This window comes from Alkalihalophilus marmarensis DSM 21297 (genome assembly GCF_000474275.2).
In the GTDB taxonomy this organism is placed as follows: Bacteria; Bacillota; Bacilli; order Bacillales; family Bacillaceae_D; genus Alkalihalophilus; species Alkalihalophilus marmarensis.
The window spans coordinates 99,487-114,845 of sequence record NZ_ATAE01000041.1; the positions used below are offsets into that span (position 1 = coordinate 99,487).

At 40.6% G+C, this 15,359-nt stretch carries 10 protein-coding genes; 3 read left to right on the forward strand and 7 right to left on the reverse strand.

The genetic code is table 11. The features are described 5' to 3' along the window. Positions 1-107: 107 nt before the first annotated feature. The gene (locus A33I_RS15280) at positions 108-1,292 is read right to left on the reverse strand and encodes a C40 family peptidase (RefSeq protein ID WP_022629221.1); all 1,185 of its coding nucleotides are present in this window, start codon (positions 1,290-1,292) and stop codon (positions 108-110) included. Between the two features lie 336 nt (positions 1,293-1,628). Here A33I_RS15280 and A33I_RS15285 point away from each other — a divergent pair, with 336 nt between their 5' ends. After that, the gene (locus A33I_RS15285) at positions 1,629-3,080 is read left to right on the forward strand and encodes an MBOAT family O-acyltransferase (RefSeq protein ID WP_022629222.1); all 1,452 of its coding nucleotides are present in this window, start codon (positions 1,629-1,631) and stop codon (positions 3,078-3,080) included. Positions 3,081-3,152: 72 nt separating this feature from the next. Next, on the forward strand, positions 3,153-4,226 hold the full coding sequence (locus A33I_RS15290; protein WP_022629223.1) for a hypothetical protein: 1,074 nt from the start codon (positions 3,153-3,155) through the stop codon (positions 4,224-4,226). Positions 4,227-4,516: 290 nt separating this feature from the next. Here A33I_RS15290 and A33I_RS15295 read toward each other — a convergent pair whose 3' ends face one another. The 4 genes from A33I_RS15295 to A33I_RS15310 form a co-directional block, all read right to left on the reverse strand. Next, a complete protein-coding gene (locus tag A33I_RS15295) occupies positions 4,517-6,271 on the reverse strand; it encodes a stalk domain-containing protein (RefSeq protein ID WP_022629224.1) in 1,755 nt (584 codons plus the stop codon). A 141-nt stretch (positions 6,272-6,412) separates the two neighbouring features. Then, positions 6,413-7,765 carry a serine hydrolase domain-containing protein gene (locus A33I_RS15300; protein WP_022629225.1) on the reverse strand — a complete coding sequence of 451 codons (1,353 nt, stop codon included), beginning with the start codon at positions 7,763-7,765 and terminating at the stop codon, positions 6,413-6,415. Between the two features lie 187 nt (positions 7,766-7,952). Beyond that, positions 7,953-8,795: a hypothetical protein gene (locus A33I_RS15305; RefSeq protein WP_022629226.1), complete on the reverse strand. Its 843-nt coding sequence runs from the start codon at positions 8,793-8,795 to the stop codon at positions 7,953-7,955. Between the two features lie 148 nt (positions 8,796-8,943). Then, a complete protein-coding gene (locus A33I_RS15310) occupies positions 8,944-9,330 on the reverse strand; it encodes a hypothetical protein (RefSeq protein ID WP_022629227.1) in 387 nt (128 codons plus the stop codon). Between the two features lie 324 nt (positions 9,331-9,654). On the opposite strand from A33I_RS15310, the gene A33I_RS15315 reads away from it, so the two are divergent. Continuing rightward, positions 9,655-10,857 (forward strand): copper amine oxidase N-terminal domain-containing protein, encoded by a 1,203-nt coding sequence (locus A33I_RS15315; protein ID WP_022629228.1) that lies wholly within the window; start codon positions 9,655-9,657, stop codon positions 10,855-10,857. A 69-nt stretch (positions 10,858-10,926) separates the two neighbouring features. On the opposite strand, the gene A33I_RS15320 is transcribed toward A33I_RS15315, so the two are convergent. Further along, the gene (locus A33I_RS15320) at positions 10,927-12,378 is read right to left on the reverse strand and encodes a hypothetical protein (protein WP_022629229.1); all 1,452 of its coding nucleotides are present in this window, start codon (positions 12,376-12,378) and stop codon (positions 10,927-10,929) included. A gap of 181 nt (positions 12,379-12,559) precedes the next feature. Then, positions 12,560-15,334: an S-layer homology domain-containing protein gene (locus tag A33I_RS15325; RefSeq protein ID WP_022629230.1), complete on the reverse strand. Its 2,775-nt coding sequence runs from the start codon at positions 15,332-15,334 to the stop codon at positions 12,560-12,562. Positions 15,335-15,359: the final 25 nt, after the last annotated feature.

Here is a 15,359-nt window from a genome sequence, read left to right on the forward strand (position 1 = left end):
CGCATATACGCTTTGAACTGACGCAATCACACCACAGCACTCACTACTCTCCCCAAACAAAAAAAGGCAACGATCTCCACAGATCGTCACCTTTTCCTTCTATTATATTAGTGGATACGCTTTGCGCCTAAGTAACGTGCGCTCCAGTAGCTGTTGCTCATACTTGTTACCGTTACCCCAGTAGATGAACCACTGTGGATGAACTGGTTGTTTCCAATGTAGATTCCGTTGTGAGATGGGCCGCTGTTCACTGTTGCGAAGAAGACAATGTCTCCTACACTTGGTGCTGCAACAGTGGTGCCTGAGTTCCATTGCTGTAAGGCTGTACGTGGTACAGATATGCCTACATCACTGAATACACGTTGGATAAACCCACTGCAATCAAAACCAGCTGTTGTTGTACCGCCGTAGCGATAAGGTGTGCCGATGTAGCGGTTTGCACTTGAGATAATACTTGAACCGATTGAGCTGTTGCTTGAAGACGCGCTCACTGTCTCAGATGCAGTACTTGCTGCTGCTGCGTTTGATCCGTGTAGCCTTGATAAAGTTTGCGGGCCTGCTACACCATCTACTTGAAGATTGTTCACCGCTTGGAAACGACGTACTGACTCAGTCGTTACTGTGCCATAATAGCCTGTTGAGTTTGAGTTAAAGTAACCTAGCTGACGAAGGCGGTCTTGTAATCTAGTAACTTCTGCACTGCGTGTTCCTTGACGTAAAGTAGTAGAAGTTGCCGCTTGTGTCGTTGAACCTGATACTGCTACTTGTCCTAAAGCTGAGAATGTCTGTGGACCAGCGATCCCATCTACGCTTAACCCTCTCGCACTTTGGAAGCTGCGAACCGCACGCTCTGTTAATGGACCGAATACCCCGTCTACTGCTGAGCTGAAGTGTCCGTGATTACGAAGCTGCTGCTGAAGGTTTGTTACAGCTGCCCCTCTTGATCCTGTGCGCAGTGTAGCTGAACTTGTGTTTGAGCTAGATGCTGCCACCACTGTGCTCCCGTTTGCTTTAAGTGCAGCAAATGTTTGAGGGCCTGCAATCCCGTCTACTTTTAATCCATTAGATGCTTGGAATTTACGAACAGCATCCTGAGTAATAGAACCGTAGTAACCTGTTGCACGGTCGAATGTGAAATAGCCTTTAGATTTCAGTGCTTCTTGAAGCTCTGTTACGTCCGTGTGATTCATGCCCACACGTAATGTTTGATCTCCGAGTGCTGCATCTGCCATTTGCGGGGCAGCAAAAAATAATCCTGCAGCCACTACCGATGTCACTAATACTTTTTTCATCTTTCCCGTTCCTCCTAAATATGTAGATCGTTATATTTACTTTCGTTTACAGTTATTTTTACATACTCATTGCACATCTCTATAGATTAATAGAGTCTATTTGAGATTCGGCTTTCTTATAGTACCAAAAAACTTCGTGATTCGACGGAATGTTACACAACTGTAATGAAAGATAGGACTAGAATCACAGGAAATCGGGTAAATGGATATGTTGACCAGTTCTTTAAAATACCGCCCAGTTCTCTAGCAAATTTCTACCATTTCATTGCTAAAACGACAAGATAACGGTATAATTTACACTGCATTTAATCTATTAAAACGTAAGGGGAAGTTGTCTTGCTATTTAACTCCTATGTCTTTATATTCGCGTTTTTGCCTATAACTGTCTTGATTTACTATCTGCTAAACTATGCAAAACAGACGAATACAGCAAAGCTCTGGCTCGTTGGGTCGTCCTTGTTCTTCTATAGTTGGTGGAACATTATTTATCTGCCGCTTATCCTTGCGTCGATGATCTTCAACTACTTGGTTGGAACGAAGCTCGGTAAAATGGAGAAATCCAGGTCGAGTAAAAGATTATTAACATTCGGGATCATAGCCAACGTAGCCTTGCTTGGCTATTTTAAGTATGCCGACTTTTTTATCCAAAACGTCAATCTCGTATCTGGTGCTAACTTCTCAATGTTGAATCTAGCCCTTCCATTAGCAATCAGCTTCTTTACATTCCAGCAGATTGCTTATTTAGTGGATGCCTACCGCGGGGAAACGAAAGAATATAATTTCCTAAATTATTCACTCTTCGTATCCTTCTTCCCACAGTTAATTGCAGGGCCGATTGTTCACCATAAAGAAATGATGCCTCAATTTGAGAAAGTATCAAATCTTTTACCGAACGGCCGTAACATTTCGATGGGCCTTTTTATTTTTTCTATGGGATTATTCAAGAAAGTAGTCATTGCCGATACGTTTGCGATCCATGCATCAAGAGGGTTTAATGAGCTTCAGGTGCTGACCTTTACAGAAGGCTGGATTACTTCATTAGCGTACACATTCCAGCTGTATTTTGATTTCAGTGGATATACGGATATGGCGATTGGGGCAGCACTTTTATTAAATATCAGTCTCCCTGTAAACTTTAACTCTCCTTATAAGTCTCTTAACATTCAAGACTTCTGGAGACGCTGGCATATGACACTTGGGCGTTTCTTAACGCATTACTTATATATTCCGCTTGGCGGGAATCGTAAGGGAATTCCGCGCACGTATGTCAATTTATTTATCGTATTCTTCATCAGCGGTCTTTGGCATGGAGCCGGTTGGACCTTTGTGTTGTGGGGCTGCTTACACGGCGCCGCAATGATGATAAACCGTTTCTGGCAGCAGCTTGGCCTTAAAATGCATTGGCTCTTAGCATGGTTCCTTACCTTTAACTTTGTTAACATTGCCTGGGTATTCTTTAGAGCTGAATCATGGCAGGATGCTACAAAAGTTTTGGCTGCGATGTTTGGCCTGAACGGATTTGAGCTGCCGGGTATTATGTATCGCTTCGTGAGCTGGCTTGAGCCGATCGGCGTCACATTTACACAAGAAACATCAATGGAATTCATCTATTGGCCACTTTTATACATTGTCATCGGCTTTATTATTGCGCTAGCCTTTAAGAATACAGTTGAATTGCTTAAGACATTCAAACCGACAACGTGGACGGCGTTAGGGATTGCGCTTCTATTCGTTTATGCCTTATTAAATATGAACCGCATCTCAGAATTCTTGTATTTCAACTTCTAATAATTAACTTACTAATGACACGTAGAAACCAATTTATAATTGAGGAGACTCAATAGATAACGAGGGATCACTATGTACCGTACTTTTTTAATAAAGTTCTTCGTCTTTGCCTTGGCTATCGCAACGTTATTCGGTTCGTTCGTATTTGTTGTCGATCCATTGCAATTTTATAGACAAGCAAGCTTCTATCCGCCTATGTATTCAGGCGAGCAGCGTTTCCAAAATGCCGGGCTTGCTAAAAACTTTGAATATGACCGGATTATCCTTGGAACATCGATGACGGAAAACTTTGTCCCAAGCTATGTAGATGAAGTCATGGGCGGAAAAACAATGAAGCTTTCGAAGTCAGGATCTACTGCCCATGAGCACTACCTAGCAGCTAACCTAGCCTTTGACACAGGTCAAGTAGATGAGGTGATCTGGGGGATGGATTATGCCTCCTTCAGAACGGGTGCCGAGGGGGTCAGAGAAGACCAAGGCGGCTTTCCTGCTTATTTGTATGATCAGAACCTGCTGACAGACTTTAAATACCTGCTTAACTTCTCTGTCATTCAAGATGCGAGAGATATTATGCTAGAAGAGTTTGGACTAAAAGAAGAGCGCCACATCCGAAACTTGGACATGCTCAATAACTGGGATTACTTCAGCACGTATGGAAACGAGCATGTGTGGAATCACTATGAAGCCTCTCTTCCAGCCGAGAGAACAACTGCTTTAAACGAGCCAGAACTTGAAATAGCTTATGAGGCATTCGATGCCAACCTGCTGAAAATGATTGAAGAAAATCCTGATACGACGTTCTACCTTTTCTATCCGCCGTACTCGATTTTGCGTCAGCATTTGTGGTATGAAGAAAACCGCAACCGATATGACAATCAGCAAGCATTTAAAGAGTATGTATTTGAGAAGGTCGGACATCTTGATCATGTTGAAATCTATGACTTTCAAGCAATTGAAGATATTGTTTTAGACCTAGACTCATTTAAAGATCTCTCTCACCACACGCAAGAGATTAATGATTATATGATTGAATCTTTCGCTACAGGAGAGCATCAAATGACAGAAGACAATTATGTAGAAATGATCCATTCACTCACGGATATTCTAGAAGAGCTGGACATTGAAACGTTGCCGCGGGATGAATAGAGGATTTTATGCGCTGGCTGGAAGGCTGTAATTGTATAATTTGAAGCCATTTATGCCTCAGTTACGGCGTGAATTGCGCGGGTAACTCTCGTTTATGTGCGGGTTCATGTACTTATTGCGCCGGTTGACCTTAATTGCGGCGTTCTAGCCGCTAATTGCGCCGCTCCGGCCCTGATATGCGCGCATTCAAGCACTTATTGCGTCACTCTACACCCGCACGTCTCGCACGCCACCACAGCCGCACAAGAACCCCAAAAAGGAGCTGTCCACTCGGACAGCTCCTTTTTTCTTTATTGCATCGGGATAAATAAGAAATTAATCGGCATATTGCTTCCGGCAGCAGGAGTGAAAGTGATCGTAACCGATTCCTCACGTGCTCCTGTACGATGGAGGATGCCAGCCTCTGTCGGTCCTGATAAAATGCTGTTGTTGCTTGCTTGGACGACGTTGCCGTTCACTAAGAACGCCCCGCCGTAATGACCGCCTCGCGGGTTAACGATGATCGCTGTATGAGGCGCCACTTTATCAAGCTTCACTTCGTAGCTCACACCGAAGTTGCCTAGGTTACGCTCTACAGAATTAGTCATCGCATCAATTCCTTGAATATAATGGTCCTTCACTCCATCTGTCAAAACCATTCGATTACGCTCGTAGCCAACAGGCTCGCTCACATGAAGCGTACGATTTCCTTTTTCAAATGTTCCTCGAATATGAATGCCGTCACGCGCCGCATCAACACGCTTTAAATACGTGTAGTGCTGCATAAGGTCATGATCTTGATCTAGAACAATCACTTCATACTCAACAGGAATGTTTGACTCCGTATCAACATAAGCGGTAATTGTTTGTCCTTTCGGAACGGCTCTGCTGTTTAAGATAGGTGCTACAATTTGCATCTGTCCTGCCGGGATATCGAGCACTGCTTTATGCTTTGGATCACTTACGTCACGTAAATAATTCGTCACCGCGCTCTTCCCTGTCTGTTCTACATAAATATGCGGGCCTGCCATGCCAAAATGGTTCACTTTCACTTGAGCCGGCTGTCTTTGATTGTTTCTAGCAACTAAATACAAGTTAACCGGTTTATCCTTTGCATTTTGCTTATGAATCATAAAGCGCACAGGGCCTTCAAGTTCATCTTTATAGAAAAATCCTTCGCGGGTAATTTGCTCTGGACTGTTTGCACGAACATACGTATAGTCATGTTCTGCAATCGTATAAGGCACCTCTTTATAAGATAGTACAGCTGCGCGGTCAATCGGCATCTTCCCTCCGATTGGACCTTGTGTTAACATATATTGCTCTTTCGTTTGAAACACATCGTTCGTTACTGTGATCGTTTTCTCCGATCGATCTGTTTGTCCTTGTCTATTTTCTACCTCAAGCGAAATTGTGTAGGTGCCCGGCTCAAAAAACACCGGCTCATTATTTTCCCACGTGCGCTTAATAATCTCCACGCCTCGATTCAAACTGCGATCGCCGTATGAGATCGGCTCTCCAATTCTATATACCTCTTTTTCGGTATGAATGACTGCTTGCGGCTTTATCACAATTGGTGCAGCGGGCGGTGTTACGGTTTGGCTTGGAAAGGTTAGACGAATTAATCGATTAGATTGTACTGTCAACGTCCCCCTCGTATGCTCTGCAAGTGTTCTGATAGGGATCATTAGTGATTGATTTTGCAGTCTAGTCTGACCGTTGTTACGATGTTCAAATGTTTGATTGTTGTATTGATACGTTCTAGAGTTTGCTAGAAATCTAAATTGATGTTCTCCGCGTGTGAGGACGTACTCTCTCGTTTGCGGAACATATGTGATCGAATAGCCTAAATGATTAGAAATCGCTCTAACTGATATATAAGTGACCCCGTTATGCACCATATTCGGCACTGGTGAGGTTAAGCGTTGATTCTGTTCATTAAAAATAACTGTTGAATTTAGTTCAAATGTAAATTGATTCCCTGCATTCGCTGCACCACTTGCAGGAAATGCTAAATGGCCAGCTAACACAGCAGCGGCAACAAGCATGCCTAGTCCTTTTTTCATTAAATTGCACCTCAAACTTCTATTTTTTATGACTTATCTATTAGTACTATCGTCCATTCTACTAATATTTTGAAGGTTATACAAGGTTTTCATTGAATAATAGAGACAAAAAAGACCCCCTTTAAAAGGAAGTCTTTTGGATTAGTTTCTTATAATATGTTCAATCATCTGACCAATCACGTGAACGTCTTTATTCGCATGATTACTAAGCAAAATGATTGTATAATTTAAGCCTTCATGTCTCTTAATGTGGCTTGTGTAACCTACTGTATTTCCTGATAACTGAGTCACACGCCCGACACTTGTCGGGTACACCTGCCAGCCGTAGCCCCAATTTGATTCGTGCTGACGCAACATCACTTCTTTGATCGATCTTGAGTGGAGAGTATCTTGATACAATGCGCGGTCAAGCTTGTACAAGTCCTCAACAGACGCATAGACACTACCTGAGCCGCCGCGAGCGGCGAAATCACGGTTAACCGGTACAACTCGTCCATCCACTAGGCTGTACCCGTGAGCTCTCACACTGCGGTCCACTGTATTAATATCAAATCCAGATGAATTCATTCCGAGTGGTTTGAAAATCTGGTCATTTAAATAAGCACTATAGCTCTTCCCGGACACTTGTTCAATAATATCACCTAACAGCATATATCCTACGTTGGAATAGCGCTGGCTTGTGCCTGGTGTATAAATCAATTTGATATCCTTATACTGACCTTCTTTTTCCCACGGCAGTCCGGCTGTATGAGTTAATAGCTGGTGAATACTGATTTGATTTGCATAAGGCAGCTCAGGGAAATAATCACTTAATCGATCAGTAAATTGCAGCTTCCCTTCTTCATGCAGCTTCATAATAGCTGAGCCTGTAAACCCTTTTGTTAATGAAGCTATTGCAAATGGTGTATTAGGCTGGTTAGCTCTTCCTGCCTGGTCTGCCAAACCATAACCAGATGAGGTGATCACACTGTTTCGTTTCGCAACGAGTGCCGAACCGTTAAAGCGATTTGCGGCATTTAAGCGCTGTAAGAAATCATCTGCCATACGCCCTCTTGTCTCATCTGTAATACCGCGACTCATTAATAAAATTTCATTTGAGAAACTTAACCACAGCACGCGATAATCAAATACTTCTGAAACCTCACGAAGAGAGAGCATCGTCCGGCCGTTAATGGCACGAGGTGTATTGATAAATTCACGTCTCTGGTTATTAAACATGTAGTGCGTATCATTAAATGAGAACGAAAAATTTCTGCCCCCGCCAGAGCACGATGCGGTTTTCGTTTGCTGGTTCCAGCCAAGTTGATAATTAAGCGCACCGCACAGACCTCTCAGCTCTATGTAGGTGACCCCTCGGATTGCAACAGGGTCTTCATCAAAGCTTAATTTCTGCTCATCTAAGAAAACCGGCATGATCGTATTAGCATGGGCCTTGTCATCCCACAATACAAACACACTAAACAACATAATGAAAAATACTAGCAGCTGTTTCAAAATGTATTCCTCTTCTTTCTATATCGTTTTTATCTAAAGACTCAAATCACAATACTAAAAACTTACCATATATAGTTAAGAAACGGTAGTCATTTCAATTGAAACCAACCAAAAGTATCACTAAAAAAGAATATTCAGAATATTAAAGAACCAAAGCCTCGTAAGCTTTGGTTCTTTAATCTGTAATTTAAAGCTGTTCTAACAAATATTCTTCGACTGACATTTTTGTTTTCGATGCGGCGAAAGATTGTGTCAATTGTTGAGTTAATGGCTGTGTAAACTGAAGATCTCTAATAGAAGAGGATTTGATCCCGCTCACTTCCTCTTTGTCTTGGGCTTCTTCTTTCTCTCGGTCCTCCAGCTTGCTTAACAGACCTTTATTGACTTCGTTTGCCACCTCAATCATTTCTTTTGAACCGTGCGTGTTAATCGCATCGACCACTTTATCAAGTGCTTCAGGTGTCTCCTCGAAATATGGATTTTCATACCACATATTCGCAGCGAACTTCCCTTGTGAGGCGACTAGCGGGTGGTTGTATTTTGAATCGTACCACTCGCTTGAAGGCGGCTCTACGTTGTATTGCTGCCCCAAACTGCTGTTATTAGCAAACGCCACAATATGCGGCATTGCACCTGGAGCTTTCTTCAATTCTTCAACAGATTGATCCAGAGCCGCCTGCCATTTTGCCGCTTCTTCATGATCATTGTCTGCTAAAGCCGCTTTCACAGCGTCTGCTCTAGAGTCAACCAACCTTGCCCAATATTGCTTGTTTTTTGTTGGAACACCGTCAATCGTGTCATACCAAGCGGGGTGCTGCTTCGCTTGAAATGAATCATAGAGCTTCCAGTCACCAGTTGTTACTGCATCTAAGATTAATTGATTCCGTGATTGATTCACATCATGGAGAGGATTGATTGCTCTTGCTTCTGCGTTGCTTAATGCCTCTTTCCAAGCACCAGCATTTCCGACAGTTTTGTTTTGTAAAGGTTTAGAGCCTTCTTGAGAAGCACTAATCGAGCCTATTATCATATGAAAACCTCCTATCTTGTAAAGGGGGTCTATCTTTAACGCCCAATAGTACTAGTATAATATATCTATTCGTCTTTTTTCAACAATTGTCCCTATCTTTTTCCAACAAAAAGAAGCCCCTATATTTAGAGGCTCCTAGTAATGGTTCTTAGTTTAATTGATCTTTTAATAAAGCTAAGCGATAATCCGCTTCAGCTTTGCAGCAGTAATCCACATCATTGGTGTCTAGTTCAGCTATTAAACGATCAATCTCTTTCATTTGATCTTCACTAGGCTCTGTCTCGATCACCTTTTGAATCACTTCATTTACTTTGTTCGTTAATTCTTCTTGAAATTCAGGCTTATGTAAAAGAGTTTGGTCGATTTCTTTCATCCATGTTGAGTTTTCTTCAGAATACTCTTTCCAAAAAGCAATGAACTGTTCGCTTTCGTACTTATCATCGTTCCAATCAATGCTTTCCATATACGTAATAAATGCTTTCTTAATTGAAAGTGTAATACTTAATTTAGTACCTCTTGATAAATCTTTGTACATTTGAATAACCTCACATACCTTTATTTTCAGACGCCCTACATTCACATGTCATAATCTAGCATTATCACTATTATACGCTATCTTGTCTTAATAGGAGGGAAAATCAATAAATTGGTTATAATTTACTAACTATCATCCAAATTTTAATCTATCATAAACTTATACTATGATAATAGAAAGAATAAACATTTGCAAACTTCTTTCCCTTTTAACCTAATTCTCAAATTATTACTTTTTTCCTCATAATCAAGGAGGACTTTTGTCTACGTTCTAGAAGTGATTAGAGGTATGCCTATTTTTTCTAATTTTTAAAGGAGTGATTTGATGAAAAAAGGATTCGTATTGGTCATGATTGCCGCTTGCTTACTTATGCTGCTCTCACCCATTCAAGCAGCTGCCAGCTCAAATCTGAACGTTACAATGGACGGAGAAAAGTTGGATGTTGCCGCAAAAGCTAAAGAAGGACGCACATTAGTACCTGTTAGAGGAGTATTTGAAAAGCTGGGATTACATGTGAATTGGGATCATCAAAAAAAGACCGCCTATATCTCAAATGATGAAAGTAAAGTCTCCCTCACACTTGGAAACAAAGTAGCTGTAGTAAATGGAAAGAATGTACATATCGATGTGCCAGTTACAGCAGAAGAGAACCGACTGTACATCCCGCTTCGTTTTGTAGCCGAGCAGTTCCATTTTACAGTAGACTGGAATGCATCAACAAAAACAGTTCAACTCACATCAACCTCCACTGAATCCGACATTGATGTAGAAGAGTTTCTTCAATCAGTCATTGGAGCTGATCTAACTAGTTATTCAACTGACATGTCTCTTTGGCAGTCAATGAAGCTAGACGGTGAAGAGTTAATCATGGATATGGAAATGAAGATGGATATGGTCTTAGATCCGATCGGCTTCTATCAATATACTGCCATGATTTTAGAAGAGCTTGATGGCGAAAAAATGGAATCTGAAGCATACTTCTCAAAAGAGGGATATTATGTATCTGAGATGGGGCAATGGATCAAGTATGACGACGAGTTAGTAGAAGATATTCTAAATCTCAGTCAAATGCAGATGGATCCTATGTATCAATATGAGCTGCTGCTTGCTTACGCTGAAAATGTGAAGGTTATTGAAAAAGACGATACGTATATGATGTCCTTCTCGATTTCCGGTGATGGATTCCACCAACTAATCCTTGAGTTAATTGGCGGCATCGACCTTGGCCTTCCAGAAGAGGAACTGGAGATGATCGGTTTATTATTCGAGAACTTTGACATCACGACAAGCACAACATTTGATAAAAGCACCTTCTACCCATTATCTCAAACAATGGAATCAAACTTAGCTGTCACCTTCGAAGGTGACACGATGGAGCTAGAACAAAAAGTAGAAGCGACCTACTCGAATTTTAATCAAATCAAAGAAATTAAGATTCCACAAGAAGTGATTGATTCTGCCATTCCATTTAATGAGTATATCGGAGAATGGGAGTTGGAGGATGTAGAGTTTGATGAAGTGAGTTAAGTAGTCCATAATCCTTTAACCTAAAACAGACCTCGGCATAATACCGAGGTCTGTTTCTTATGAGGCCGCTTAATTTAGGAAGGTAAGAGTATCTGCTGTATTCCCTTTCCCTATTATGGTTACACGTTTTTCATTGCCTTTCTTATTTTCATCCATTGTTTGGAGTAACAAACTATGATCCGCTTCATATGAGGAAAGTTCTTCTTCACTCAGCCCTATCCCCTTATCAAAGTATTGTTTTAATGTGGCTATGCTATTTATTTTTACATTTTTATTAACAAGCAACAAATATCTAGCAGCCTTATTTATTTCTTCTAGAGTGTACGACGAATTTTCAAATAGATTGAATGATTTCAGAACTTGTATCATTGGATCAGGTGTGGCTGCCGTATTTGCTTTGTCTATATCCTCATGAAAATGATTAATGAAAGGCTTCAGTGCTCCCAATAGTTCAGAAACCGTATAGTATGTCTCTAATTTCCCCCTATACTCATAAAAGAATCGATTAATAACGAATAACCGATCTTCTGGCCTCAAATTAATATACTCATTATATTCTAAAGATAATATAGCTTCGTTTAATTGTTCTGCGGTTTCAGCTTCTTGAGCCAAACAGAAAGCAACAATCTCTGTAATCTCTTCTTTAATAGCCTGATCTGACATGGTTTTCATCGACAAGTTAGAAATCATCTCTAATGCTCTAGAATTATCTTCAAGTGAGTTTACGACTTCTATTTCAAGTGATTTTAAAGCAGTCTCAGACCATACCTTTTCTCTACGCAGCAAGCTGAACAATTTAGCTTGGTATCCAGCAGTATTCTTTTGAAGCTGCCTTACCTTTTTTAATTGAGTATTTTTTTGATCAGAAGGTGCTTGAGCACTCAACATTTGCTTCACATAACGTTTCTTTTCTAGCATTTCTTTATATTTTATTACTGAAAAAGGTTCTGCGCTAAGTTCACCAACCATTAGTTCTAACTCATTTACATGTTGCTCTATTTTGTGATAATCTTCGGCAATATTAAATCTGGACTTCAATTCTTTTATTTGATCAATCATTATTGCTTGATCTTCAAATGGGTATCTGCTGATTAACGTATCTAGTTCCTTCAATTTATTATTCCGGTTCATTGTTTCATATTTATCTGCATCTTGAATAAATCGAGCTAATTCCACTTTTAAATCAAGAGCTCTCCTTAACTCTGTTGTGTAACCAAGCAACTCCTCACGCCAATGTACAAAGGGTAATTCATGTATACCGTCTTCTATTTTCCTTAAATCATCAATAGTAGAATTAGTATTAAATACTTCGATTTTCTCTATTATGTTAATGAGTTGGTTCTTGTAGTAAGTCACACTATATGAAGTCATTTCTTGTTTGAAATCAATACTTCTCTTTAAGTTGTCCTCACTTGCTACGCTAGAGCCTTTTTCAATTAATTCCTTATCAAAACTTATTGGTGCTGCTTTTAACTGACCATCCTTTGTAAAAAAGAATGGTTTAAAGACTTTAATGGTCATTTTTCTTGACCTCCTTAACAATACTCGCCATCTTAATATCTTTATTATAACAAAACTTCCAATTCAAACTTCCCGAGTTGCTAATTTCCACATTTTACTCATAATAAAGGTATTAAAATTAAATAAGCGGAGTGAGTAGTTTCAACTCGCTCCGCCTATTGTTACTACTTAAAAATTAGAATTAATTATTTGATGGAAAAGCTCCAACTACTTCAGCAAATGTAGCGAAGTTATTAGATCTATTTTCATCAGCACGTTTAGCTTCTAGTTCTTCATATACAGCAGTAGCTGTAGCAATAGAAACAGTTTCTCCATCTAATGCATCAATATCCTCAACTTCGAATACTTCTAAAAGAAGATCTACAGAGTTTTGTAGTGCTGTTCTAGTTTGAGTAATTGATGTAGCAGAGTTAATTGCTGCTAGTGAATTAGTGTAAGCTGTAACTGCTTCATTAAGAGCTGTGTGTACTTCCTCAACACTTGTGAATGTTGTTTCACTCTCTAGGCCACGGAATAACATTGCTACTTCTGAGCGGTTATTAGTACGTAAGTTGATGTAGCTTTCATTAGCGTACTCTTCAACAAATGCGTTAACTCCAGCAATAGCACCTTCTCTAGTAGTTAGAGCTTGGTTTAATGCATTCAGGTCTTTGATTACTTCTAATGCATCATCAATTTGTTTAATTGATGTGAATTTAGTAGAACCATGAACTTCAAAGAATAGATCTAATTCATCAGCATCTGCAGATAAATCAATTGCTGTGAATGCAGTCCCAAGAGCAGTTGTATCAACCGCGTCATTAACAGCTGTAATTAACCCCTCAGAAGCATCAGCAATAGTTGCAGCTACAGCATTCAAACGATTTACGAAAGCTGTCTTATCTTCACTGTTTCTTAAAGCATCAACTAGTGTAGTAATTTCTTCGTGAAGATCACTAGCGTTTTTAATTGTAGTGATGTTCAACTCACCGTCAACATCATCCTCTAAACCATCAAGTAACCCGTCAATTACTTCAGTAATATCTTCGAATACTTCATCAAGTTCTACTTCTAAAGCATCTTGACCGAAACCAGCTGGCATAGCCGCTACTGCGTCAACACCTTTGTAGTATGCAGCGATTACAGCTAGGCTATTTTCTTCAGATGGAAGAGCTTCAAAGTCAGCGATTGCATCTTCAATCTCAGTATAAACTTCTAGTAATCCTTCGAAGTATTCTACTGCAGCATCGATATCGCTAAGCTCTAACTCACCAGCGTTTAGAAGGTACTCAGCATAGATGAATCCTGCAACTTCACCTGAAACTTGTCCAACTGGAACAAAAGCTCTGTTAGTTTCAGCACCATCAGTAAAGCGTTCGAAAGAATCATCACGGAACTCATCAAGAGCTACTAATGCATCATCAAGATCATTTAAAGCTGCTGTACGAGCACGGTTTGAGAATGCTGCTGCATAATCGCTTAATGCTTCAGAAACATCAGCTAGCGCTTCTTCTAAATCTTCAGCGAATGCTGCATTTACATAGTTTACTAGGTTTGTTTGAATTTGTGCTCTTGTGTTAATGAATACACCTTCGTTAACAATTGCATTGTGATATGCTGCTGCGTACTCAGCTTTAACGTTTGATACGTTAAGAACTGGAGCTTGTAATCTTTCAATTACGTTAGCTGCAGTAGCAGATTTCACTGCTGCGATTGCTGCGTTTAGAGCTGCAGTAGAGAAGTCTACTTCAACTTCAACTCCACCAAGAGTCAATGTACCTTTTTTACCGTCAAGGTCAGCTACAACGACAGTGAACGTATCATCATCGTTTGCTTCTACAGATACAACTTCCCAAGCTTCGCCTTCAAACGTAGCTTCGATTGTGTAAGTAGTTTCTGCATCTGCGCTTGAAGAAACTTCAGCTTCTTCAACATCTTCAGCTGTTACTACAAATGTAGAAGTGCTTACTGGTGTTACTGCTGCTGCTTCTACTTCTACTGGAGGAACTACCTCTTCAGCTTCAATTGTGAATTCAGCAGTAGCTGATTCTTCACCAGCTGTAACTGTTACTGTGTGGTCACCAGCTGGAAGGTCTGCAAATGTAGCTTCGATAGCATCATCTTCCACTTCTACTTCTTGCTCTAATGAAGCAACAAGCTCTTCTAATGTCACATCTAAGCTGTCAGCGTGTGCTTGAAGCTCTTCTGCTGTTAGGTTCTCATCAGGAGTGATTGTAACCGTTGCTTCTTCAGCACCAGTCACGTCAGCAGTTACCGTTACAGAAGTACCGTCTACAGTTGCTTCAACGTTTTCTACTGATACTTCAATGATGTCGTCATCTCCACCACCGTACTTAAGCATTGCATTATATACAAACACAGCTGCTTGTGCACGGTCTACAGTTCCTTGTGGAGAGAACGTTGTAGCAGTTGTTCCTCTAACAACACCTACAGAGTAAAGCGTGTTTACATATCCTTCGTACCAAGAACCTGCAACAACGTCAGTGAAAGGAATTTCAACTGTTTCGTCTTGTTCGAAGCCAAATCCTTCAACGACCATTCTTGCAACTGATGCACGATCAATTGAGTTAGTTGGGTTGAAGTTTCCGAATTGGTCTCCGCCTACGATTCCTTCGTTGTAAAGAGCTTCTACTGCCGCAGCATAGTAAGCTTCAGTACGCACATCAGGGAATACTTTTTCAGGAGTTGCGCTTAACTCAAGGTTAAGAGCGCCAGCTAGGATCACTGCGAATTGTCCGCGATCAACGTTCATGTGTGGAGCGTATGTTCCACCTGGTAAGCCGTTGATAACACCTTGTGCAGCTAATGCGTTAACAGCCTCTGCATAATAAGAACCTTCTACTACATCCGGGAAACTCGCTTGAGCTCCTGCTGCAGGTGCAGCTACTGTTACAACGGCAGCTGTTGTCACTGCTGTTGCTAAAAATTTACGATAAGACTTTGGTTTGTAAGCCATAAGTATAATTCCTCCTTCAAATTTG

What these genes read in the sequence shown, in the direction of transcription:
- A33I_RS15290 (WP_022629223.1), top strand. Translation starts at nt 3,153, where the DNA reads ATGTACCGTACTTTTTTAATAAAGTTCTTCGTCTTTGCCTTGGCTATC.
- A33I_RS15315 (WP_022629228.1), top strand. Translation starts at nt 9,655, where the DNA reads ATGAAAAAAGGATTCGTATTGGTCATGATTGCCGCTTGCTTACTTATG.
- A33I_RS15325 (WP_022629230.1), bottom strand. Translation starts at nt 15,334, where the DNA reads ATGGCTTACAAACCAAAGTCTTATCGTAAATTTTTAGCAACAGCAGTG.
- A33I_RS15295 (WP_022629224.1), bottom strand. Translation starts at nt 6,271, where the DNA reads ATGAAAAAAGGACTAGGCATGCTTGTTGCCGCTGCTGTGTTAGCTGGC.
- A33I_RS15305 (WP_022629226.1), bottom strand. Translation starts at nt 8,795, where the DNA reads ATGATAATAGGCTCGATTAGTGCTTCTCAAGAAGGCTCTAAACCTTTA.
- A33I_RS15280 (WP_022629221.1), bottom strand. Translation starts at nt 1,292, where the DNA reads ATGAAAAAAGTATTAGTGACATCGGTAGTGGCTGCAGGATTATTTTTT.
- A33I_RS15320 (WP_022629229.1), bottom strand. Translation starts at nt 12,378, where the DNA reads ATGACCATTAAAGTCTTTAAACCATTCTTTTTTACAAAGGATGGTCAG.
- A33I_RS15310 (WP_022629227.1), bottom strand. Translation starts at nt 9,330, where the DNA reads ATGTACAAAGATTTATCAAGAGGTACTAAATTAAGTATTACACTTTCA.